Origin of the sequence: Nostoc sp. DedQUE02, assembly GCF_034531035.1 — a bacterium.
Classification (GTDB): Bacteria; Cyanobacteriota; Cyanobacteriia; order Cyanobacteriales; family Nostocaceae; genus Nostoc.
Window position 1 is genome coordinate 170,120 of the sequence record NZ_JAVRBY020000007.1, and the last position, 22,129, is coordinate 192,248.

The following is a 22,129-nucleotide window of genomic DNA, read 5'->3' on the forward strand; positions in this document are numbered from 1 at the left end:
TTCAACTCCGGCGCTAGGCTAATGTATCATCTCCTTAAGTTAGTCTCATTTTCAATTAATTCAAAAAATTGCGAAATCTGTTCAGTCGAGCGAATGTGATAAACACTTTTAGTACTTTGAGCTTGCTTGATGTACTCACGATATTTTGGGGTCAAATATTTGTGACATAACCAAAGCACGCGGTAGCTAGTAAGCGAACTCTTAAATATTGGACTATTTTGGGGCCAGCCTTCTGGCGGTTTAAAACGGCCTGTGATTAGTCGTTTAGTTACCCACCAGAAATGCACATATAGCGGTAGATCGATAAAAATTAGAGTATCCGCCTCGTTCAGTCTCAGCCAGACGGTTTCTATGGAACCAAACCCGTCAATAATCCAACGGTCAGTAACCAAAATTTTCTCATGGATGTGCTTATATTCTTCTTGTGGAACCTCAATACCGCCTGATTGATATTGAATCTTGTCTAAGGCGTGAAGTGGCAAACCAGTGATTTCCGATAATCTTTTGCTCAGAGTTGATTTACCGCCTCCAGTATTGCCAAACACCGCTACTTTTTTCATCGCCACTTTCCTTTTAGTGCAATTAAGTCATTTAGTAAACTAGATTGAGGTATGAAACGAAACCCAACAATCCCAGTCCTTTAAATGTCTAAGAAATGCTTCTACCGGACAGACACGCTGGCTTCATTTATATTTTATCTGTCACCGATGAAGCTAGCCGTTGTTCTGACGACAAAGTATAAATATTGACATTAGAAGCGTTAATGTGAATCTCATACTGACCAAATATTAGCCCAAATTGAAATAGCTGATTCCAGTCTCAAGTATGATCGAGAAGTAAAAGCGAACGCATACTCTAAATACTTTTGTTGCTAGAGTTCTTTTGTTGAATTCTCAGCAAATTATAGTTGTCTAACTAGCTAAAGGAGAAGCATCATGGCTGTATATTTAATTGCAGACGTAAAAGTTACTGATGATGCCTGGATTTCGGACTACGCAGCAAATGTTCACGATATCGTACATAATCATGGAGGGAAATACCTTTCCCGCAGTGGCAATATTACGACTATTGAAGGCGAGGGATTAGGAACAACATTGCTTGCTTTGCTGGAATTCCCTTCTCTGGAAGCAGTACAAGCGTTTGTTAACGATCCAGCCTATGCAAAATATCGTCAAGCTCGTCAGGCTGGTAGTATCAGCAGGTTCCATATAATCGACGACACCGATGTTGCTGGAACTATACCGTATTTACCAAAAGCTTAATATCTATCGTCGATGTATAATTTGGGCGATATATTGCGGCTGGAATCGGTGGATGTAGAAATAGCGATCGCTGATTTGTACCGTCAAGTGCAGTTTGAAACCGAAGTAACAGATGCGTAGCAAATAAGAGTCTACATGGAGGATAAATAACATATATTCTGAGCTAGACTAATGTGAAAAAATAGATACATGACCTCGCTTATTAAAGAAATCCGTCAGAAAGTTGCTGATGAACAATTTGAGTTTTCCAAGCACGCCGTTGATCAATCCATCTTGCGACAAGTTCAGGTTCAAGAAATCAGAGAGGTAATTGCTAATGGACAGGTTATTGAAGACTATCCAAATGATAAGTACGGCCCAAGCTGTCTCATTAGTGGTTTGACCCAAGCTCGAAGACCCATTCATGTTCAATGTAGCTATCCCTCTCGTCCATTAGTCAGAATTATTACTCTGTATCAACCTGACCCACAGAAATGGGATGAAAACTTTACACAAAGGAAAAAGCGTGGCAATGATTGATGAGCAAGAAACGCTAGTTGAAAAAAAGGTAACTTACACCTTAGAGCTAAATGGACAGATATTCATGATTGAGAACGTACCTGCTCGCGTGAATGAAGAAACAGGAGAACAATTTTTTTCTCCATCAACTGTAGAGCATTTACAGCAAATTATCCTCAGTGGGCAACAGCCGGATCGCTTCACTGAAATTCCTGTTTACAACTACGCGGCATAATTATTGCAGATGCCCATTTGTACCGTCAAGTGCAGTTTGAAACCGAAGCCACAGAAAATTGACATGTAATCCTTTTTTTGTATGGGTATTGAAGCCAGCTATAGGCGTGTAACACCTCAAGAGTTTGAAAGATTGTAAAATGAGGTTGCCTATGCAGGTGTTTATTTTGGTGATGACTTAGAAACGGATGAAGAGATTTATGCCTACTTTGAAACCCTAAGAAATAGCGATCGCTATCTCGATATCGATAAGTATTGGCACTCACTTCACTTCTTATTTACAGGCGTTTCATACGATAGTGAAAACAATGGTGATATGTTGCTGCATAAAGTGTTTATGGGCGGTTCAGCAACGCCTTGGGAAGCTGGATATGGGATGGTACGTTATCTGACAGTAAGTGAGGTTAATGAGATGTCCGAGGCGTTAAATAATATTTTAGAGGACGATTTCAAATCACGTCTCGACAGTTTGCTTGGTTTTCATGAGAGCAGAGTTTACATGGAGCCACATATTTTCGATTTATATGTTCAGTTCGTTAAGTTTTTCAATGTAGCGGCACAAGAGGGCAATATAGTACTTTTATCACTAGATTAGCGAGAAAGATTTTAATCTGACCCTCACGAATTTGGTTTAGGTAAAAAGTGATAGCGAATTCATTGCTAGTTATAGCATTGGTAGAATAATGAAAACTTGGAGAGTTCCAGAATCAATTAATAACTGTAGTGACCAGCAAACATTGGTAGCTTATCTAAAAAAACTTAGTTTATGCTCGTTCGTAACTTCTTATGTACCTGTGCTAAATACCACATATAATCATCAATTTTATAATTATCAGCAGCTTTCACTATATATTCCTGAGCTAAATCAAGATTATTTTGAGCTTCGTAATATAATCCCAAGTAAAGATGACTGTAAAAATTTCCCTTAATACCTTCTGATTGACCCACAGTTAAAACATCATCTGGTGTACAATTTTCTGCATATAAATCATATACACGCTGCATAATACGTCGAGGGTCATTTTTTACAGTTAGTAAAGAATTACGCGCCTCTTCAACACCTAACGAACGAGCTATGCAGAGATATCGCCATACTGTTTCTTCTACATCTTGAGCATTTACAGTCAAATCTATTTCAAATTGTTCAGCGCCTTCAGCAAATCTTTCTGCATAATAATACGATAATCCCCGTTGCCAGAGGTAGGGTTTAATACGAGCATCCAATTGCTCTGCTGTGTCGAAATCTTGAATAGATTCATCAATTTTGGCCAGTTGAAAATTAACCATGCCTCGACGGATGTAAGCATTGGGATTTTTCGGCTGATTGCGAATGGTTTCGTTCCACCGTTGGAGTTGATTTTCCAAGGAATTTGAGAAAAACATGAGTTTGCCTAGCTAATATGCATTAAACCTCTTGCAAAAGTGCTTTTTGCACTCTTGTGGGAAAAGGGTAAAGGTTATGGTTCGGCAAGCTCACCAACCGGGGGAAAGGCAAAATACAGAATCTTTCCCTTTCCCCCCGCCCCTTATCCCCAGAGGGGGCCCCACCTTCCCCTTTTCCCGACAAATGCCAAGAAGTCTATTAAATAGAATATTTTCAGGCTTGAGGAGAATTCGTCAACCCCTAAAATAAGTCAAGTTTTGTCATACTAAATTCTTGGCGTTATATTTCCACTTTTCCATGACTAGCGTAATTGAGTTTCCTTGGCAGCAAGCGACCATTATTCTTCACAGCCAATATCTAATAAATAGTTTTCAGCATTGGACAGGAAATTCTTTGCTAGATGCCAATGGTTCACCACTTGAAACAGCACAAATGCTATTTGAAGCGCCCTTTGCCTTAGTTTCTCACGGCACTGAATCAGACCCAATTTTCAACTACGGTAATCGCAAAGCGTTGGAACTATGGGAGCTTTCTTGGGAAGAATTTACCAAAATGCCTTCGCGAAAATCGGCTGAAGAAGTAGTGCAGGAAGAACGCGATCGCTTATTATCAGAAGCAGCAACTAAAGGCTTTATCACCAATTATTCGGGTATCCGTACTTCTAGCACTGGTAAACGCTTCTGTATAGAAGATACCATCCTATGGAACATCTTAGATGAACAAAATCAGCACTGTGGTCAGGCTGCTTTCTTCTCTAACTGGAAATTTGTGGCATGATGCTTACTGTTTCAGGGGAAGATCCTACAAGAAATTTTAAAATATCAAACAGAGATCCATCCACGGGGTAGAAGAAACTACTTGTAGAATTCAGTATTGTGAAACTACTGTCTTAAAATTCAGGAAAAAACGCTCGTGGTTCCCATTAGAGATAATAATCCGACAACAATCACCCCTTATGTGACTTATGGACTGATTGCTGTTAATGTCCTCGCTTTTCTTTATGAAGCAAGTCTTCCCCCACAAGCATTAAATGGATTTTTACACCTTGCGACTGTAGTTCCACGAGAACTGACTTTAAGCTTTGGCGGCATCTCTGTACATCAACCAGTTCCAGAATGGGCAACTTTGATTACTTCCCAATTTTTGCACGGTGGTTTCTTGCACTTAGCTGGTAATATGTTGTTTCTCTGGATTTTTGGTAACAACGTTGAAGATAAGTTAGGTCATGCCAAATATTTACTGTTTTATTTATCTTGCGGTGTTTTGGCATCTTTGACCCAGTGGTTCTTCGCTCAAGATTCTAGCATTCCTTCTTTGGGTGCAAGTGGTGCGATCGCAGGTGTTATGGGTGCATATATTCTTCGCTTTCCCAACGCCGAAGTTCTCGGCGTTGTACCTTTAGGGTTTTTCTTCCCGACTTTTCGTGTTCCGGCATATTTCTTTTTAGGATTCTGGTTTCTCGAACAAGCCTTCTACGGGCTTACTAGTCTCGAAGCACGTACCAACATCGGTATGGAAAGTGGCGGTATTGCCTACTGGGCACATGCCGGCGGGTTTATCTTCGGGGCAATTCTCGGCCCCCTGTTGGGTTTATTTAGCGATAAATCCCAAGAAGAATCTTGGTATAAGTAATTTATAATTGTATCATTGTTCCCCTCACTTATACTGATTAATTTAATAAGTGAAATTGCCTAACCTTCGCAACTGCTAACCTTACAAGCTATATTGCAGTTAGTCAATAATTTAGGAAAAACACCTGTGTTTCCCCTCTACGATGAAAATCCGACGCGAATCACCCCGTATTTCACCTACGGGTTAATTGGCATGAATATTTTAGTTTTTATTCACGAGGTGAGCCTGTCACATGCACAATTGAGTCAGTTTTTAAGTGAGTATGCAGTAGTGCCTCAAGAGTTAACCACCAATTTGAATGGAGAGTGGATAACGTTATTTACGTCGCAATTCTTACACGGTGGTTGGTGGCACTTAATCTCAAATATGGTGTTTCTCTGGGTTTTTGGCAACAATATTGAAGATCGATTGGGCCATGCCAAATATCTGATTTTTTATTTGGCGTGTGGTGCTTTAGCTGCCTTGTGCCAATGGTTTATTGGCATGAATTCTGAGATTCCTTCTTTGGGGGCAAGTGGTGCAATTTCTGGGGTTTTGGGTGCATACATTATCCGTTTTCCCCAGGCTAAAGTCATGACCTTAATATTTTTAGGGTTTTTCATCACCACAATTAGAGTGCCAGCACTAGTAATAATTGGACTTTTCATTGTGCAAAATGTCATATCCGGTCTTGCTACCCTGCAAACAGCCGCTAATATGACTGTGGAAACTGGTGGAGTTGCCTACTGGGCACACATCGGTGGTTTTGTTTTTGGGGTAATTCTCGCTCCCCTATTTGGCTTATTTCGGCGCGACTAAATACAACATTTCCCAAAACTCCTAGTCAAACAATTGCCACCTATCAATCCTCTGCGTTAAAACTTCCATATTTGGAAACTATTAGTTTTTGTTGGCACTCGCTGAAACTTCTTCTGATTCTTTTACCTCAGATGTAAATGTTGATGGTTTTGAAACTTCTTCAGATACAGAAACGATGATATCAGCACCATTGATAATTGCTCCCAATAACCCTAGTTCCGATTCAACCAATTGATCAACGGCTTCACCTAGCATATTCTCTTGTGTATAGTGTGGTCGTGCCACTAGTATGATCCCATCGCTGTAGGGTTGGATTAACAAAGGGTCATTGGATATGCTTAGAGGACTAGTATCTAAAATAACTAAATCAAAACGTTCGCGGACATCTTCCATCAGCCGCCGGATTTCGCTTGATTCAAGAATAGCAGCAGATTGGCGGACAGGGCCAGGGCTGGGAATAATGTATAAATTTTCTACATCAGGAACCAAACGAATACATTCACTCAAATTAGCGTAATAACGCAGGGGTTCGAGACTGGACTCTGGGTCAGGAATTACTTTTAAGGATGCACTACGGGAAGGCGATCGCAAATCTGTTTCGATAATCAAGGTTCTTTTACCAGCACGGGCTGAAGCAACACCCAAGTTATAAGCACTCGCCGTTTTGCCCTCTAGGCTACTGGTGCTAGTAATCAACACCACCTTTAAGTTTTTACCACCAATGCGGCGCAGATTACTACGGAATTTCTCATAAAATTCTAAATAAGGAGAGTCGGCGGAAAGCAGTACTGGCACAGCATCTGGAGCCAAATCATCAACTGGCATTAAAGGCAACTCTCCCAACACTGCCACTTCTCGTTGCTTGAGGCTCTGGCGGATATCCTCTCTGGTTTTGAAAGTTCCTTCCAACGCTCCCAACAAAAATATCACTCCGCCACCAATCACCACACCTAAAAAACCACCCACAGCAAGGGTAATAGGCACACTCTTCGGAGGTTTGAGATCGGGAGTGACTGTAGGGCGTCTGGCAATGCTGAGACTGCTAGTAGTTTCTGCCTCTGCGGTTTTGGCATCAGTTAGCTTCACCTGCATTTGGTCATAAATGCCTTTTTTGAGTGCAACCTCCTGTTCTAAACGCGATCGCTCTAATTGCTTATTGGGTATCAGAGAATACTCTCGCCGTAGTCGCGCTTCTTGTTGGATTTCTTGAGTTAGTTGTTGTTGCAGCGTCTCCCGTTGGGTTTGCAAAGACACCATTTGGTTTGCCAATTGCTGGCGGGCCGGATCTAAGCTACTTTGGGTGCGAATACCTGTAACACTACCCTGAAGCGGAGCCGCCGTCCCATCACCACCTAACACCTCCGAAGCACGTTGTTGCAGCAATTCCTCAGCAGCTTGTTTCTGACGGAACAACTGAACCATCGTTGGGTGTTCTGGTCGCAAATCTTTTCTGAGTACGGCGATTTGCGACTCACTTTGATAAATTTGCGCTCGTAAATTACCAATAATTGGATCGGCACTCAAAGCAGAAGAAATATAAGCCTGTCCGACTGTTAAGCCTAACTTATTTTGTAAACTGCGAACTTGACCATCAACCCCAGAAATAGTTAATTGAATTTGCCGTTGTAGATTTTGGCTGGCAGTAATGGCGTTTAACAAGCTACCATTCTCTGCTGCTAATATTGCTGTTCGCTCGATGCGATCGTACTGTTCCAGCTTCTTTTCAGCAACTTGCAGTTCTCGTTTAGCTTGTGGTGTGCGATCGTTAATCTTTTCAATAATTGCTTGTAATCGCCCAGTATTGATATCACTGCTCAACTTGACCATTGCTTGCATCAATTCTGTCAAGACCTGAATACCTCGTTTGGCATCAGTATCTACATATTTCAATTCCAAGACACTAGATTCCAATTCTCCAGTCCTGGGATTTTTTTTAGGAACAGAAAGGACGACACTGGAACCGAGCTTTTGCGGTTTGATCCCGACTTTTTCTGCCACTGCTGAAATTATCTGGTTTGACAGTAAAACTTCCTGATTCAGCTCTTTTCCTTGCTGTTGGATTTCACTACCAGTTGCAGAGAAAGAAACTGGTGGACCACTATAAGTAAGTGCGGCAGATGCTATATAGCTAGTAGGTGGCTCTGGTTGCATAGCCACCACTGTTGACCCGGCGACAACTAAAGCAAAACTAGCTAGTCCAATCCACTTGTACTTATCAAAAGCAATCAGATAGCGCTTAACAATTGGTGGGGTCATGGTCGCTTCGCTCCAATTAAAAATTCAAAATACCCTACGGGAACGCCAAGGGCGTACAAAATTCAAAATTAGGAAGCACCAAACTAAAGATAGTGGCTTTGAGATAAGTACGCTATCAACTTCCTACTGTATATACCGATTGATATCTTTAAGATTTTTCCATTAACAAATTCCAAGATTAAGTTGGAGATATGGCTGATTCCACTCCCAACTATATCCAGATTGTATCGTTCTTTTAGAGTCACTAATTTGCTCAATTGCCACCGAAGTTGTCAAAAAACCGGAGAAAGGATTGCACATTGAAGAAAGGTTGGGTGATGGTAGTCAGTAAATTAGTAATTCTACCAATGAGGTTCCGACCAACAACAATAACATCATTATCTTGAAGGGCCACATTTTGAGATGCATCACCACCTAGAGCTTTTTTAGCATCAAGTTTTTGGGTAACAGCTTTACCTTGTTCAGGATCAAAGCGAACCAAGGCGATATCTCGGAGGTTAGCAGTGTCAAGATTTACTCCTCCCAAAGCATCCACAAATGTACTACCATTAGGCAAAGCTTGCGTGGAAATACCTCCTGCTGCGTAGTTTAAAACCCGGACTCTAATCTGTGGTGTTGACAATGATGAACGTGCTACCAAATTGCGGTCATAACCGTCATCATTACCAACTTCACGACGGGGTATGAGTATCGCATCTCCATCTTGTAAGCGTAAATTCGGGATTGAACCGCCATCTTGCAGTGCTGCATATAAGTCAATAGTTTGTGAAATCACAGAACCATCGATTAACTTTCGGCGTACTTGCACCTGTCGCAGGTCTGCATTCAACGTTGAACCACCAGATATTAGCAAGGCATCAGCAACGCGCGGTGTTGTTGAATTAATTGGATAAATTCCTGGTCGAAATATTTCCCCGCTAATAGTAACTTGAACTGGTCGGGTGCCTACCAAGGATACTACTACGATTGGATCTGGTACAATGCGACTCAAACCCAAGCGAATTTTTTCTTGAGCTTCTTGCAAAGTTAAACCTTGTAAGAAAACTGTTCCCAGTAAGGGCACTACAATATTACCTTCTGGGTTGATTAATGCTTGAAAGCTCAAATCTGGAAAGCGCTGAACCGAAACGCTAATTCCATCTCCTATGCCCAAGCGGTATGGGCCAGGAGGACGCTGAAGCACAACGCCAATTGCATCTCCTGGGCCCAAGAGGTAGCGGCTGAGTTGTGGGGAAATTTCGTTATTTGTACCTGGAGGTACAACCTCAGTACCTGGCACAGGCGAGGGAGGTTGCCCTGGTGATTGTCCTTGAAAAGGAAAAGGCTGCTGGGCAACAACAAGTTGGATAGGTGTTGTTAAGAAAACTCCTACTTGAAGACTAACAAAACACAGGGCGCTGAATCCACGCATAATAATATATGTAATAACTGGCATCTATGAACATCGGTGCAGAAAATACTGATGTAGAAATTAGTCGCGCCGAGTGGTTATTTTACTCTAAAAATGTCCTAGATGTCTCTTTTGCCTGCAAGTATTTACCAAGAAAAAGAGAAGAATTTTTCTAAATTTTATTTCTAACTTCATATTATTAACATTTTTTAGGTGAGTTTCAGCCTCAAGGCAATTTATAGAGATACTTTTGATGAATCTCTGCACAAAAGCATCTGTACCAGACTCTACAGAGAGCCTGCCATTAATGCAGCTTGCACTGTTTCTCCAATAGACTGGGCTAAAGACCAAGATGTTTCTACTTGCCCCAAAGGTTCCATTGGTATTAAAATACTTACGCCTACCCAAGGAGTGCGTTGCTTGCGCCACTGTGCCAATTGATCCGCCACGAACCAGTGAAAAGGTGATGGATTTCCGCCGTCTGGCATAGCATACCATTGCAAAACAGCGAATGTTTGCTGTGGTGTGACCGCCCGAAAAAACCTGGCTTTTACTTGCGTTTTGACATTAGAAGCCAACTTTGCAGATGGTTTGACAGTAAATTCACCAGAACGAGATTGAGCAACATCCCACTTTCCCCAGCGTGATCTTCCCCAGCCGTTAACGTCTGTCCACTCTACCTCTGGTTGATCCATAGGCCCATTTTGCGGCAGCAAAAGCAGGATTGCTTGGGATTCGGAACCTTCTTTTTTAATTACCTGCAAAGACCATTTATGTTCGCCAATTTGCTGTTCTGCTTGTTCAATGGTTTGCCAACCAGGAAGGGTTAACCCAGCCTTGCGGATCTGTTTTAATTCGTGGAGGGTAGTAACAGGTGGCGGCTGTTTCCATTGCCAGTGTCCTGTTAGGTATCCGGGAACCCCTGCTATTACTAGCAGCAGTAGCAATAACAAAAGTGCTACTACCTGACTCAATTGGTTTTCTTTGAAAAACTTGGAGAAGGAAGTCATCAGTAAAATTTGCAATACTTAGGCAAAATTTTACTTTATAAAATAACATTGTGAGTTCAGTAATATTTAGGACTTACGTATAAGTGATGAAAAATTAAGGGAGTGGGGAGTTAGGAGTTGTTTATTGGGAAGAATTCAATCCCAATGCCCCATGCCCCTCAGGAGTGCTGAGTAATGAGTGCTGAGTGCTGAGTGGGGAATCTCATTTCTTTACTCAGCACTGGGAACTCGGAACTCGGAACTGTTTTGCCCAATGCTTCTAACTTTCTGCTTCTTGCTGAGTTTCTGGAGATGGGGAGAAATAGTTATTAATCCAATTCAGTAAGGGCACTAATGACACCAGCATACAAGCAGAGTAGAGATCGCCACCCCAACCCTCATGCAGCCATTTAAAAGCCGCTTCTTGACCTGTGCCGTGAAAGAAAGTTAGTAAAGTATTACGAATGATATTGGCAATAATACTAACGATCGCAGCAGTAGATAAAAACGATATAGTTGTACGGCGTGAAGACAAAGAATCTGTCCAATAAAGCAGCATCAAGCCGACGTAGAGAGTCGTAAACAACATTTTCAGCCCTGCACAATAGGGCGCAACTTCCACAATCCGTCCTCCCACGTAAAGATTGATCTCATCTACAGTTACTTCCATACCAAATTGATTCAGTATGAAGCCTGCTGTGCCAGCGATAAAGCTTTGGAGAGGCATGGTATAGGGAGCAATAAGATAGGGTAATGCTGTTGGGGTTGCTAAAAATACTAGTAGCAGGGGGAATCCTTGTAATTGCAAACCAGCTATTCCCTTAAACCACAAGCATAATCCTACCAATATAACGGGCAAGGATAGGTTAACCCACTCTGTAACCCCGCTCAGATAAAAAACTGCGCCTAATAATAATAAAACAGCGCCCAAAGGATGGATGGTATTTGGCAAACGTTTCCACTTTTTCCGGTTCATCCAGCCTAGATAAGCCGCAAATGGTAGACCAATAATCCCGTGGCTGAAATATTCGTGTTCTGTACTAATATTCTTGTGTAGCCAACCATCCAACCAATGTAGCAATATCGGAGCATAAAGCAGCAGCAAAACGCCTAAAATAGCTAGGTTTAACAAGCCTGATGCGTTTATGTTTTTAACCTGTTGCCGGAGTGCCATGATTTTAAGTAATTCAAAAACTGTCAGTAGTCGGTGGTCAGATTTTTTGCCGTTGAATTAACTTCAGGCTACCACGCTGCCAAGGTCAGCAGCAGACAGGTTATCTGCTTTATAACTTGTTGAGACTGCATTAGCGATCGCTGCTACAACTTCTTTAACTTGGCTACTACTCAAACCAGGATACATCGGTAATGATAATATTTGCTTTGACAACTTCTCTGCCTGGGGAAAATCTCCCGGTTGATAGCCTAAGTTGGTGAATGCTGGCTGGAGATGACAAGGAATTGGGTAATGAATACCAGTTTGAATTCCCGCTACTGTAAGTTTTTCCTGGAGTTGCTGACGTTCTATTGGGCAAGAATCATCAACTTTAATCACATAAAGATGATATACGTGTCCTGTATCACTTTGATTTTCTATAGGGATAATTCCAGCAGCTGCTAAGGGTGCTAGTTCAATATCATATTGTTGAGCAATAGTCAAGCGATCGCGATTCCACTGTGGCAAATATGGTAATTTCTGGTGCAAAACTGCTGCTTGCAAAGTATCCAAGCGGCTATTCGTACCTGGTTCAGTATGAAAATACTTTTGCGATGCACCATAATTTCGCAAGCGTACCATCTTTTGGGCTACATCTGCATCTCGTGTCAGCAACATTCCCCCATCCCCAAATGCTCCCAAATTTTTGCTGGGATAGAAACTAAAAGCTGCTGCTATTCCTACAGAACCAGCGTGATATCCGTCTCTTTGGGCGAGGTGTGCTTGGGCGGCATCTTCAAAAATTAGGAGTTTATAGGTATCGGCAAAGTTAACTAAATCTCGTGGTGATACCATCTGACCATAGAGATGCACAGGGATAATTGCTTTGGTTTGAGGTGTAACTGCCTTTGCTGCTTCTCTTAAATCAATTAAAGCAGTTTGGCGATCGCAATCTACCAAAACTGGCTTGGCACCAGCGTGTAGTACTCCAATTAAGGTTGCGACAAAAGTATTTACGGGTAAAATCACTTCATCGCCAGCACCAATATTACACGCTTGTAATCCCAGAGCGATCGCATCTGTTCCTGATGCCACACCAACTCCATAATCTGCACCAGACGCTGCCGCAAATGCTGCTTCAAAATCTGAGAGTGCTTGCCCTAAAATAAAATCTCCCCGTTCCAATACAGATTGGATTGCATCTTGCAATTGCGTTTGAATTGGTTCATGTTGTAACTTCAAGTCTACAAAAGGAACTCTAATAGTCGTTTGATTCATTAGCAGTTGTCCTCAAAAAATATTTCCTCGTATGAAAAAAATAGAAAGCCCTGCACAATTTTTGACGTAAAATTGTAATAGCTTTAATCTATTGGATAAAAACTTAGATAAACTATTTAGTCGGCTATGGGTAATTTAAAATTACGCCCTATTTATTTGAGCATCCGAAGTTGCCATTAGATTTCTCTGAAGCCACCACTCCAACTTATCTCAAAAAGCTTATAAACTAAGCTTTTTCCTAATTTAGTAGCTTGCTTACTCATAAGGATATAGGTTGGTCTATTTACGTCATCCTGCACTAGGAGTATCATTTTTTGGTGCTATTTGTTATCAGTAAAACTGGCTAGCTTTAATTACACTAATACATAATTTTTTAAGTAAATTTACTTTTAATGTTTCAGTAAAAATTTTCCCTTATATACATAAAGAATCACAGCCCCTTTGTATTGTATCCTTAGCATTAGCTTACCCTGGCTGAATCAAAATCTAACGCAGTCTGATTGTAAAATTTCAAGCAATAAAGGCTACACCAGTGCTAAATAAAGAACATTCAGCACCAGTAACTAGTAACTAGCGGACACTACATTGTCGGTTTAATGGAAGGGAGAAAAATTTTTGCCCTAAATTTGTTTGTCAGAGGCAAAATTAGGGAATGCTTAAAAATAGCAATTGATAACCTAGAAATAGGACTTGGATCAATTACACGATAGAGAAATTATTAAGGTAGCAGTGGCAATGATAGAGCCTGAAAACAAATTATTTGCCCTAAAGGATGGTTGGGATTCTCATGAATCAAGAGAACAGCAACGCCTCAAAGCTTTGTCAGATTTAGGTTTGCGGCAACCAGAAACGATTCCGGTTTTTGAAGAAGCCACACAGACTGCTGCCCACTTTTTGGAAGCGCCAATTTCCATATTGGGATTTGTAGATCAAGAACGCCACTGGTTCAAGTCGGCGGTGGGCTTATCTAGACTGGGACTCATGAATCATTTGGCCCAAAGCCGCCAACTACTACGCCGGGAATCATTTTGTACTCAAGTAGTAGAGAGCTTTCAAATATTTGTAATTAATGATACACATAAACTTACTGATCCAGTCCTTGCTAGTAGCAAATTGGTGCAAGATTATGGTATTCGTGCTTACTTAGGAGCGCCACTAATTGATGCTGAGGGACATTGTTTGGGAGCATTGGCGGTGATGGATTTAGTCCCGCGCAATTTTACAACTAGAGACATAGAATTTTTACAAATCATTGCTCGTTGGAGCATGAGTGAATTTGAACGTAACCGACTCCTGCAAGGGAAACTCGAATCAAGTACTCCCAAGAACGCTCCGATATTTTCACTCAATGACGAACGTAACACTGAGATTAAAATTACTGCATCTACTAAAGATAGCGACTCTGTTTCTACCAAACAACTGAAACTAGAACTTTTAGGTCAGCTAACTCAAGAGTTACGCACGCCTTTAACATCTGTACTCGGTATGGCTAGTGTTTTAGGACGTGAGATTTATGGGCCTTTGACGACTAAGCAGAGAGAATATTTGGAAATTATCCAACATAGCGGTCGGTACTTACTTTCCCTAGTAAACGAAATTACCGAGCTAGGAGCTATGGATGAAAACTCTACTGTGCTAAATATAGCTCCTGTGGATATTGAAATGCTATGTCAACAAGCTATCAATACTCTAGAAGAAGTGGCTAATCGCCGCGAGCAAGATATTCGCTTGTCTATCGAACCGGGACGCAATCGCATTTGGCCTTTAGATAAAGACAAGGTGCGGCAAATACTGTATCACTTGGTTTACAGTGTGATTCAACTTTCGGCTACAGGTAGCATTGTTCGCATTCATGTCTCTTACAAAGAAGATACGCTCAACATTACTATTTGGGTTTCCCATCCCTGGTTAGGGGACGGCATAACAGAGGTTGATCCCTATTTCCGTCTCAATTCTTTGTCGCTGCTAGAGCTAACAGGTGAGGTAGCAACTTACAATACTCATCCAGAAAGAGAAGAGCAACTAGATACTGCATCAGTAGCAGTGGACAATTCCAATAACTTGAGTGATTCCCACTTAAATTTTTTTGCTACTAGTTCAGGTATAAATTTAGCTAAATCACATGGCAGCCTTTCTCGTGAAAGCTTGGGTCTATTGCTAAGTTGTCAATTGGCAGAATTGCATGGGGGAAACATTTTGATTCAAGGTTCACCAGAATCAGGATATCGTTATGTGCTTTCTTTGCCACTACAACTAGCTAGTCCCTCACAAGCAATTAACGATGTCTAATGATGGGGATTGGGGATTGGGAAAGACGTATTTTCTATCTATAATTTCATTAATTCGTAACGAATTTTCTCTGTGCTTCTGCGCTTACCTATGCGTTTAAATTTCAACCCTCAATTCGCCACTATTTTACGTAAAGCTGTACTAAGTATATGAAAGACTATCTTAACTTCCTATTCGCTAATGGCTAGGAATAACAGCGCTATCACAGGATGTGCAATCTCCGTTATTACCTTTTTATAGCTATAGGCATTATGATCAATTCCAAGTTCTGCGTCAGCAGGCTAATTGATCGCAATGTTTTTTATGAATTCAGTCTGGCAACGATTTACTTTATCATCTTTACCGCTCAAAGAATATTTTGCTAGCAGTTATGTACACCGCTCTCTGGTGGGACTGTTAAGTTCTTGGCGGCAAACTAGCGTCTTGCTCCAGTGGGGAGATGTGATAGCGGCTGCTTTTCTCAGCTTAATCTACGCTCTTGCACCTTTTGCTTCGAGCACGTTGGTGGGTTTGCTGTTGGTGGCTTGTGTCGGATTTTGGCTGTTGTTGACTTTATCTGATGAAGTAACACCAACAAATGTCTCGTCAGTCACTCCCATTCACTTCCTGGTATTGCTCTACTGGGGAGTTGCCGCCGTTGCAACAGCATTATCACCAGTGAAAAAGGCGGCACTTAACGACTTGGGAACGTTGACCTTGTATTTGCTACTTTTTGTCCTTTGTGCCAGGGTATTAAGGTCGCCTCGCCTCCGGTCTTGGATTATCGCTCTTTACTTGCACGTATCGTTAATTGTTAGTGTATATGGGTTGCGGCAATGGTTTTTTGGAGCTACAGCACTGGCAACTTGGGTTGATCCAGAATCTCCTCTGTCTAAGACTACAAGAGTCTACAGTTATTTAGGCAATCCCAACTTATTGGCTGGATATCTCTTACCAGCAGTGATTTTAAGCTTAGTGGCAATTTTTGCATGGCAAAGTTGGGCCAGGAGGCTTTTAGCATTAACAATGCTAATTGTCAATACTGCCTGCCTGATTCTAACTTTTAGTCGTGGCGGTTGGATTGGACTAGTGGTATCAATTTTGACTGTGATGGCATTGCTAGTTTATTGGAATAGCGTAGAAATGCCTCGTTTTTGGCGTACTTGGTCACTGCCGATTGTGTTAGGAGGTTTGATCGGCGTATTGGTGCTAGCAATGATATTTATAGAGCCATTGCGCTTGCGAGTGTTCAGTATTTTTGCCGACCGTAAGGATAGCAGTAATAATTTTCGCCGAAATGTGTGGGATGCTGTTTTTGAGATGATTCGCGATCGCCCAATTCTCGGCATTGGCCCTGGTCATAACTCTTTTAATCAAGTTTATCCCCTCTATCAACGCCCTCGTTATACTGCTTTGAGTGCCTATTCGATATTGTTTGAAGTAACTGTAGAAACTGGCTTTGTTGGTTTAGCTTGCTTTCTCTGGCTGATAATTGTCACATTTAATACGGCATTTTTGCAAGTGCGACGATTGCGACAATTGAAAAGTGTAGAGGGATTTTGGTTAATTGGAGCGATCGCTATTTTGTTGGGTATGCTAGCTCACGGCACGGTGGATACTGTCTGGTATCGTCCTGAAGTCAATACCCTCTGGTGGCTCATAGTTGGCTTAATTGCTAGCTACTGGACACCTTCAGCTCCAAACCAGGCAAATTCATCTGGCTCAGAACCCGCAGTCAATTAACATCAATAAGTTGTCAGTTGTTTTTCTACTGAACAACTGACAACTGATATTTTTTGAATTTTGTAGATGGATAGCAACTCGCCAAAAAGTATTTTGGATTACTTGTACCAATTTGAAAAATTATTCCGACAGATGGATTCACAGAAGGCAAACGCAAAAGATCATTTCTAACTAATCCAAAATCGTTCGACTGAGCGAAGTCGAAGTCCAAAATCGTATCAGTCTCTGTAGGTAGTGGCACTTGGCGCATTAGGGTCGCGATAAGCAGTTGGTTCATGATCGCGCTTTTTGCCAGCCAAACCACCTAGACCTAATAAACCAATTAATCCTAGCCAACCCCAATCAAAATCATTGCGATCTTCAGTGGTAGTTGTTGGAGCAGTAGTAGTAGTACTAGCTCCAGAGTCATTACTTGTCTGAGCTTGTGCAGATAAAGTTAAAGGTAAAATTCCCATACTCAAGCTGAGTATGCCAGCGCCAATAGCTGTAATCAAATTACTTTTCATAAGTTGTGAAAATTCCTAGTGTCGTCCGAAGTTACTCACCACTGTATCGATTTTCAACGTTAGTAAAATCAATCTGCGGCTAGAAACTAGGCATTTTCATAATTCACGCTGTGGACATACAACATGGTTTTCACCTCATCTGTTTCTCACTCTGCTGTGGTAGTTTAGCAATAACTGAACCTCAATAGCTTTTCATTGCCCGCTGAATGTCACGCTGGTCTTGGCGTCGTTTCAGGTCTTCTCGCTTATCGTGGAGCTTTTTACCTTTGCCAAGGGCTATACTCACTTTTAGCCAGCCTCGTTTGAGATACATCTTCAAAGGGATTAAAGTTAAACCCTGCTGTTCTACTTTGCCAATTAGCTTACGGAGTTCTTGCCGATGCAATAGTAGCTTGCGTGTACGCCGTGGTTCATGATTAAAATATTGTCCACTAGCGTTGTATGGCGAGATATGCACATTGATCAACCATGCTTCGCCATTACGAAGCAAGGCATAGCCATCTTGGAGATTGACTTTACCCGCACGAATCGACTTCACCTCGGTTCCTGTCAATTCAATTCCAGCTTCGTAAGTTTCTAGAATTTCATACAAATAACGGGCTTGACGGTTGTCGCAAATAACTTTGTAACCTTCGTTCTTGTCGCTCATTGATAATTTTGTGTGCTTGAAATGTACCTAAAAAATTATTTGGATTGGCTTGTGAATTATAGGGTGTATCTTAAAACCGCTATAAATGTTGAACTGTATATCACTAATTTAGCTTTTCTAAGTTCACAATTAAGGTTTTCTGGTAAATTCTAAATTACCTGACGCCAATAAGCATTAAACCTCTCGCATAAATCAAAAATAATAAACCTATACGCCAGTCTGTTCAAGTCGGGATAGACCACGCCCACGCCGTTGGCTTCTCCACTTGGGGAGACGCCAAAACCGCATCGGCTCCCCTTAATCCCTCCTCGCGAGTTCTTAGGGTAGACAGAGCGTAGCTTTGACTCTTTGGGGTGTGAGGGACTTTTGCAAGATATCTATTAGTGATTAGCTAAGGAATAATCACAAAAAAAAGATATTTATACTTACTTGGCTTTTGGAAAATGATTGATTAAGTTAATATCAATTTACACTAGAGTAAGCATTTCCTTTGGCTTATTTAGGAGTTGTTACAAATTACAAAGCTCTCTGTGCCTCCCAAGCAGAGGAAGTCAAAGATAAGTTAAACTTCGTTAACTCATCCTCCCGATTTTAGATTTTCTTTATAAATCAACCCTGAAGTCATTCATTCGCTGGTAATACTGTCATAGTATGAAACATAAGAACACTATTATTTATTGTCTGTGTTCACTGATGAAGCGCGTAGAAGCAAATTTCTGAGTAAAAAAATTCTAGGGGTGTATTGTCCATGCCCTTGACGATCCTTGTAGTGGATGATGATTTGGGCACTCGTCTGTCTGTTAGCGACTATCTTGAACTGTCTGGCTACTCGGTGATTACGGCTAATGACGGTCAAGAGGCTTTGTTTATGGTGGATGAGTATCATCCTGATTTGATTGTCACCGATATCGTTATGCCACGAATGAATGGCTATGAACTGGTGCGCCGGGTGCGGCAACAACCAGTGTTTCGTTTATTGCCTGTAATTTTATTAACAGCTAGAACTAAGACCCAGGAAAGAATTATGGGCTACCAATCAGGGTGCGATTTATATTTACCCAAGCCTTTTGAACTGGAAGAGTTAGCAGCAGCAATCCGCAATCTTTTGGAGCGATCGCAAATCATCCAATCAGAGTATCGCTTTTCTCATAAAGAAAGTTTGGGCATTTCCGGCTCGATCAAAGCGACGGATGTTCATAATTCTCTGTCCACTCAAATTCAGAAATCCCATCTGCACTCATCCCTAACTCATAGAGAACAGGAAGTCTTAGAGTTATTGACTCATGGTCTTTCTAATGCCGATATGGGTCTTCAGCTACACCTGAGTCCTCGAACAGTGGAAAAGTACGTTAGCAGTTTATTAAGAAAAACTTCAACTAGCAACCGCGCGGAATTAGTGCGTTTTGCGATGAAGCATGGTTTAGTGGAATAAAAAAGTGAAGAGTTAAGGATAATACAGTTCAGATAAGCCCAAAACCCTGATTTAGAGACGCGATGAATCGCGTCTTGAAAGACCAATCATTTACACCAATAACCCCATATTGAGATATGGGAGTGAAAATGAATGTAGAGACACAGCACTGCTACGTCTCTACAAGGGTTCTGGATAAAGCATATTTAATTTCACCAGATGTCTAGAAAAGAGGTAACTCCTCACTCCTAATTTTCAATTTCAAACTCCAAACTTTAAATTATTGGTTGTTGGCTATTGACGTATATAAGCAGACCTTCACAAGCATCGATCAGTAAATCAATAACCTGATTAAATCCCTCTTGACCACCGTAATATGGGTCTGGAACTTCCTTTAAAGTGTGTCGAGAGCAGAACTCGCACATCAAACGAACTTTATGCTGATATTGCTTAGTTTGATCGAGAGTGAAGATATTCTCATAATTTTCTCGATCCATTGCCAAAATCAAATCAAAGTCTTGAAAGTCTGACTTTTGAAACTGGCGTGCTCGACCACGCAGTTTAATTCCTAACTTTGTAGCAGCCGCAGCGCTCATGCGTCTGTCAGGTGGGCTACCAACGTGATAGCTAGATGTACCGGCAGAGTCACAGAGGATGTGTTTGCTCAAGCCAGCCTGCTCAATTAGATGATTCATGATGTTTTCTGCCGATGGCGATCGGCAGATGTTACCTAAGCAGACAAACAGCAACTTGTAAGGCATAGATATTATTTGTCCTTTGTCAATAGTCATTTGTCTTTTGTCCAATGACTAATGACCCTTCGGGTGACGTTCCTGCGTCGCTACCGCTTCGCTAACACCAGTTGCTCATGGGGGAAACCCCCATCGCTTTTAGCGTCTCCCTTGGGAGAAGACCGCACTGGCTCACCAATGACTAATGACCAATGACTAAAATCCAGGTAACTCTAAACCACTGGTTAATTCTTCCATACGTTCCCGCATTGTTGCTGTGGACTTGTTGTAGGCTTCTTTCATTGCCACTGTTACAAGATCAGAAAGTACTTCTGCACCTTCTGCTAAAGCATCTGGAGAAATTTCCACTCGTTTTGGTTCTTGGTTTCCACTGACAATCACCTTTACCAGACCACCGCCAGATTCCCCTTGAATCTCCATTTGCTCCAATTCTTCTTGGAGCCGCTTTGCGCCTTCTTGAACTTGCTGCGCTTTCTTAAAAGCTTCGGCCAGTTCCTTCATTTTTCCTAAGCCAAAGCCGAATCCTTGTCCTTTTCCTGTCATAATTATTTGTACGCATGTGCGCTGAATAACAAATCAAATTCAATTATAGATGCGGTAAGTAATTTGCCTCTTTTTTTACTAATAATTAATGCATTCTGAAATTGGGCATTGGACATTGGGCACTTGTACTGAGTTTCGACTACGCTCAACTACCGCGTAGTCGTTGGCGCAGCCTCTCGTAGAGAAGTATTGGGCATTGGGGAGGCAGTGACGGGTACGCAGGGGTCTCCGCAAGTGGAGGAGGCAGTGCGGTCTTGGGGTCTCCCCAAGTGGAGCAACTGCCGTCAACTGCCGTCATTGGGCATTGGTTACACCCCATCTTCCCGATCTCCCTCATCTTCCCAATCCCCATCCCCTGAATTGAAAGTTTCAACAAGCACCTTGAAACTCTCCGAGCATTTTGACTTCGGGTTCTAAATTAATAGACCAGCGTTCTTGTACTTGATGTTGGATGTGGCGAATCAGACAGAAGATGTCACTAGCTTTTGCTCCACCCCGGTTAACGATGAAATTAGCATGGAGTAGTGCTACTTGTGCGCCACCAATTTGATAGCCTTTGAGACCAGTTTGTTCAATTAACCAACCAGCGCTGTAAGGTTTGGGATTGCGGAATACACTCCCACAACTGGGAAAGTTGTATGGTTGGGTGCTTAACCGATGCTTTTTGTGTTCTTTGGTAATTGCCACAACTTTTGCTGGGTCTGCACCTGGCGCGAGTTGTAACGTGGCTTGGGTGACTATGCGATCGCCACCTTGCAATAATGAAGTCCGGTAGCTATAACCTAACTGATCGGGGGTAAGAGTTTCTAGCGTACCATCGGGTGAAAGTACCTGGGCACTAACTAACATATCTGCAATACAGCTATTATGTGCCCCTGCATTCATCACTACGGCACCTCCGGCTGTTCCGGGGATACCAACAGCCCACTCCAATCCTTGCCACCCTAATTCTGCTGCCGCCCAGGCCAAGCTAGGAATTGATTCTCCAGCAGCAACAGTTAATTGACCGGTTTGGGGGTCAAAGTGGTTGAAGCGGAGATGACGAGTAGCAATGACTAAGCCTGATATACCACCATCGCTCACTAGCAAGTTAGAACCTGCTCCCAGTGTTGTCACCTTTAAATTGCGTTCTTTTGCGTATTTCAGACTTGCTTGCAGTGCTTCTAAGTTTCGAGGGGCAACGTACAAATCAGCTGCTCCCCCAACCCTATAGGAAGTAAACGCTGACAAGTAAGCTTGGGGCTTGATCGTACAATCAGTATTTGGTAGGTAAATTACTTCATTCTCCACCGAATTAACCGTTTGATGTTTCTTTGTATTCAAAGCAGAAACTGTGCAGACGTTTCCAGCTGCCTGGGAAATGGTCATCTTTACTTTTTTTTG

General features: G+C 41.9%; 22 protein-coding genes and 1 pseudogene. 11 read left to right on the forward strand and 12 right to left on the reverse strand.

Going from position 1 to position 22,129, the window contains the following annotated elements; all coding sequences use genetic code 11:
* Window positions 1-26: 26 nt before the first annotated feature.
* Complete coding sequence (locus tag RMX98_RS09670) at window positions 27-560, reverse strand: adenylate kinase (RefSeq protein ID WP_322681346.1); 534 nt, start codon at window positions 558-560, stop codon at window positions 27-29.
* Window positions 561-935: 375 nt separating this feature from the next.
* Here RMX98_RS09670 and RMX98_RS09675 point away from each other — a divergent pair, with 375 nt between their 5' ends.
* The 5 genes and pseudogenes from RMX98_RS09675 (at window position 936) to RMX98_RS09695 (ending at window position 2,589) form a co-directional block, all read left to right on the forward strand.
* Window positions 936-1,262 (forward strand): DUF1330 domain-containing protein, encoded by a 327-nt coding sequence (locus tag RMX98_RS09675; RefSeq protein ID WP_322681347.1) that lies wholly within the window; start codon window positions 936-938, stop codon window positions 1,260-1,262.
* Window positions 1,263-1,382 (forward strand): annotated as a pseudogene (locus tag RMX98_RS09680) (Uma2 family endonuclease); the annotation flags it as partial.
* Window positions 1,383-1,451: 69 nt separating this feature from the next.
* The gene (locus RMX98_RS09685; protein ID WP_322681348.1) at window positions 1,452-1,781 is read left to right on the forward strand and encodes a DUF4258 domain-containing protein; all 330 of its coding nucleotides are present in this window, start codon (window positions 1,452-1,454) and stop codon (window positions 1,779-1,781) included.
* Window positions 1,774-1,995, forward strand: a complete 222-nt coding sequence (locus tag RMX98_RS09690) for a YgiT-type zinc finger protein (protein WP_322681487.1) — start codon at window positions 1,774-1,776, stop codon at window positions 1,993-1,995. Before RMX98_RS09685 ends, RMX98_RS09690 begins: the two co-directional genes overlap by 8 nt.
* Before the next feature lie 195 nt (window positions 1,996-2,190).
* Window positions 2,191-2,589, forward strand: coding sequence for a DUF1877 family protein (locus tag RMX98_RS09695; RefSeq protein WP_322681488.1), 399 nt, complete (start codon window positions 2,191-2,193; stop codon window positions 2,587-2,589).
* 164 nt (window positions 2,590-2,753) lie between these two features.
* On the opposite strand, the gene RMX98_RS09700 is transcribed toward RMX98_RS09695, so the two are convergent.
* Complete coding sequence (locus RMX98_RS09700; protein ID WP_322681349.1) at window positions 2,754-3,377, reverse strand: hypothetical protein; 624 nt, start codon at window positions 3,375-3,377, stop codon at window positions 2,754-2,756.
* 298 nt (window positions 3,378-3,675) lie between these two features.
* On the opposite strand from RMX98_RS09700, the gene RMX98_RS09705 reads away from it, so the two are divergent.
* The 3 genes from RMX98_RS09705 to RMX98_RS09715 all read left to right on the forward strand — a co-directional run bounded on the left by RMX98_RS09705 (window position 3,676) and on the right by RMX98_RS09715 (window position 5,808).
* Window positions 3,676-4,155: an MEKHLA domain-containing protein gene (locus tag RMX98_RS09705; protein WP_322681350.1), complete on the forward strand. Its 480-nt coding sequence runs from the start codon at window positions 3,676-3,678 to the stop codon at window positions 4,153-4,155.
* A gap of 135 nt (window positions 4,156-4,290) precedes the next feature.
* Window positions 4,291-5,010 (forward strand): rhomboid family intramembrane serine protease, encoded by a 720-nt coding sequence (locus RMX98_RS09710; RefSeq protein ID WP_322681351.1) that lies wholly within the window; start codon window positions 4,291-4,293, stop codon window positions 5,008-5,010.
* Window positions 5,011-5,136: 126 nt separating this feature from the next.
* Window positions 5,137-5,808, forward strand: a complete 672-nt coding sequence (locus RMX98_RS09715; protein ID WP_322681489.1) for a rhomboid family intramembrane serine protease — start codon at window positions 5,137-5,139, stop codon at window positions 5,806-5,808.
* 81 nt (window positions 5,809-5,889) lie between these two features.
* Here the strand turns inward: RMX98_RS09715 and RMX98_RS09720 are convergent, their stop codons facing one another.
* The 5 genes from RMX98_RS09720 to RMX98_RS09740 form a co-directional block, all read right to left on the reverse strand.
* Entirely contained in the window at window positions 5,890-8,064 is a 2,175-nt protein-coding gene (locus RMX98_RS09720; protein WP_322681352.1) for a polysaccharide biosynthesis tyrosine autokinase, read from the reverse strand.
* A gap of 253 nt (window positions 8,065-8,317) precedes the next feature.
* Entirely contained in the window at window positions 8,318-9,499 is a 1,182-nt protein-coding gene (locus tag RMX98_RS09725; protein ID WP_409881358.1) for a polysaccharide biosynthesis/export family protein, read from the reverse strand.
* A gap of 242 nt (window positions 9,500-9,741) precedes the next feature.
* Window positions 9,742-10,464 (reverse strand): cyanoexosortase B system-associated protein, encoded by a 723-nt coding sequence (locus tag RMX98_RS09730; RefSeq protein WP_322681354.1) that lies wholly within the window; start codon window positions 10,462-10,464, stop codon window positions 9,742-9,744.
* A gap of 259 nt (window positions 10,465-10,723) precedes the next feature.
* Window positions 10,724-11,617 carry a cyanoexosortase B gene (gene crtB / locus RMX98_RS09735; protein WP_322681355.1) on the reverse strand — a complete coding sequence of 298 codons (894 nt, stop codon included), beginning with the start codon at window positions 11,615-11,617 and terminating at the stop codon, window positions 10,724-10,726.
* A gap of 63 nt (window positions 11,618-11,680) precedes the next feature.
* Window positions 11,681-12,874: a DegT/DnrJ/EryC1/StrS aminotransferase family protein gene (locus RMX98_RS09740; protein WP_322681356.1), complete on the reverse strand. Its 1,194-nt coding sequence runs from the start codon at window positions 12,872-12,874 to the stop codon at window positions 11,681-11,683.
* A gap of 735 nt (window positions 12,875-13,609) precedes the next feature.
* Between RMX98_RS09740 and RMX98_RS09745 the strand changes: the two genes are divergently transcribed.
* Together RMX98_RS09745 and RMX98_RS09750 are read left to right on the forward strand one after the other, a co-directional pair.
* Window positions 13,610-15,163, forward strand: a complete 1,554-nt coding sequence (locus tag RMX98_RS09745; RefSeq protein ID WP_322681490.1) for a GAF domain-containing sensor histidine kinase — start codon at window positions 13,610-13,612, stop codon at window positions 15,161-15,163.
* Between the two features lie 303 nt (window positions 15,164-15,466).
* Window positions 15,467-16,885, forward strand: a complete 1,419-nt coding sequence (locus RMX98_RS09750; RefSeq protein ID WP_322681357.1) for an IctB family putative bicarbonate transporter — start codon at window positions 15,467-15,469, stop codon at window positions 16,883-16,885.
* A gap of 218 nt (window positions 16,886-17,103) precedes the next feature.
* Here the strand turns inward: RMX98_RS09750 and RMX98_RS09755 are convergent, their stop codons facing one another.
* Complete coding sequence (locus tag RMX98_RS09755) at window positions 17,104-17,391, reverse strand: WGxxGxxG family protein (RefSeq protein WP_322681358.1); 288 nt, start codon at window positions 17,389-17,391, stop codon at window positions 17,104-17,106.
* A 181-nt stretch (window positions 17,392-17,572) separates the two neighbouring features.
* On the reverse strand, window positions 17,573-18,040 hold the full coding sequence (smpB, locus tag RMX98_RS09760) for an SsrA-binding protein SmpB (RefSeq protein WP_094349892.1): 468 nt from the start codon (window positions 18,038-18,040) through the stop codon (window positions 17,573-17,575).
* 748 nt (window positions 18,041-18,788) lie between these two features.
* Between smpB and RMX98_RS09765 the strand changes: the two genes are divergently transcribed.
* Window positions 18,789-19,472 carry a response regulator transcription factor gene (locus tag RMX98_RS09765; protein ID WP_322681359.1) on the forward strand — a complete coding sequence of 228 codons (684 nt, stop codon included), beginning with the start codon at window positions 18,789-18,791 and terminating at the stop codon, window positions 19,470-19,472.
* A gap of 254 nt (window positions 19,473-19,726) precedes the next feature.
* Here RMX98_RS09765 and RMX98_RS09770 read toward each other — a convergent pair whose 3' ends face one another.
* From RMX98_RS09770 to murB, 3 genes are all read right to left on the reverse strand, one after another.
* Window positions 19,727-20,212, reverse strand: a complete 486-nt coding sequence (locus RMX98_RS09770) for a low molecular weight protein-tyrosine-phosphatase (protein ID WP_322681491.1) — start codon at window positions 20,210-20,212, stop codon at window positions 19,727-19,729.
* A gap of 186 nt (window positions 20,213-20,398) precedes the next feature.
* Window positions 20,399-20,746 (reverse strand): YbaB/EbfC family nucleoid-associated protein, encoded by a 348-nt coding sequence (locus tag RMX98_RS09775; protein ID WP_099100025.1) that lies wholly within the window; start codon window positions 20,744-20,746, stop codon window positions 20,399-20,401.
* A gap of 369 nt (window positions 20,747-21,115) precedes the next feature.
* Window positions 21,116-22,114, reverse strand: a complete 999-nt coding sequence (gene murB / locus RMX98_RS09780; protein WP_322681360.1) for a UDP-N-acetylmuramate dehydrogenase — start codon at window positions 22,112-22,114, stop codon at window positions 21,116-21,118.
* Window positions 22,115-22,129 lie beyond the last annotated feature (15 nt).

Excerpts from the sequence above, each read along its gene's own strand:
- RMX98_RS09670 (WP_322681346.1), bottom strand. The coding sequence starts at position 560 with ATGAAAAAAGTAGCGGTGTTTGGCAATACTGGAGGCGGTAAATCAACT.
- RMX98_RS09675 (WP_322681347.1), top strand. The coding sequence starts at position 936 with ATGGCTGTATATTTAATTGCAGACGTAAAAGTTACTGATGATGCCTGG.
- RMX98_RS09685 (WP_322681348.1), top strand. The coding sequence starts at position 1,452 with ATGACCTCGCTTATTAAAGAAATCCGTCAGAAAGTTGCTGATGAACAA.
- RMX98_RS09690 (WP_322681487.1), top strand. The coding sequence starts at position 1,774 with ATGATTGATGAGCAAGAAACGCTAGTTGAAAAAAAGGTAACTTACACC.
- RMX98_RS09700 (WP_322681349.1), bottom strand. The coding sequence starts at position 3,377 with ATGTTTTTCTCAAATTCCTTGGAAAATCAACTCCAACGGTGGAACGAA.
- RMX98_RS09705 (WP_322681350.1), top strand. The coding sequence starts at position 3,676 with ATGACTAGCGTAATTGAGTTTCCTTGGCAGCAAGCGACCATTATTCTT.
- RMX98_RS09720 (WP_322681352.1), bottom strand. The coding sequence starts at position 8,064 with ATGACCCCACCAATTGTTAAGCGCTATCTGATTGCTTTTGATAAGTAC.
- RMX98_RS09725 (WP_409881358.1), bottom strand. The coding sequence starts at position 9,499 with ATGCCAGTTATTACATATATTATTATGCGTGGATTCAGCGCCCTGTGT.
- RMX98_RS09730 (WP_322681354.1), bottom strand. The coding sequence starts at position 10,464 with ATGACTTCCTTCTCCAAGTTTTTCAAAGAAAACCAATTGAGTCAGGTA.
- crtB (WP_322681355.1), bottom strand. The coding sequence starts at position 11,617 with ATGGCACTCCGGCAACAGGTTAAAAACATAAACGCATCAGGCTTGTTA.
- RMX98_RS09740 (WP_322681356.1), bottom strand. The coding sequence starts at position 12,874 with ATGAATCAAACGACTATTAGAGTTCCTTTTGTAGACTTGAAGTTACAA.
- RMX98_RS09745 (WP_322681490.1), top strand. The coding sequence starts at position 13,610 with ATGATAGAGCCTGAAAACAAATTATTTGCCCTAAAGGATGGTTGGGAT.
- RMX98_RS09750 (WP_322681357.1), top strand. The coding sequence starts at position 15,467 with ATGAATTCAGTCTGGCAACGATTTACTTTATCATCTTTACCGCTCAAA.
- RMX98_RS09755 (WP_322681358.1), bottom strand. The coding sequence starts at position 17,391 with ATGAAAAGTAATTTGATTACAGCTATTGGCGCTGGCATACTCAGCTTG.
- smpB (WP_094349892.1), bottom strand. The coding sequence starts at position 18,040 with ATGAGCGACAAGAACGAAGGTTACAAAGTTATTTGCGACAACCGTCAA.
- RMX98_RS09765 (WP_322681359.1), top strand. The coding sequence starts at position 18,789 with ATGCCCTTGACGATCCTTGTAGTGGATGATGATTTGGGCACTCGTCTG.
- RMX98_RS09770 (WP_322681491.1), bottom strand. The coding sequence starts at position 20,212 with ATGCCTTACAAGTTGCTGTTTGTCTGCTTAGGTAACATCTGCCGATCG.
- RMX98_RS09775 (WP_099100025.1), bottom strand. The coding sequence starts at position 20,746 with ATGACAGGAAAAGGACAAGGATTCGGCTTTGGCTTAGGAAAAATGAAG.
- murB (WP_322681360.1), bottom strand. The coding sequence starts at position 22,114 with ATGACCATTTCCCAGGCAGCTGGAAACGTCTGCACAGTTTCTGCTTTG.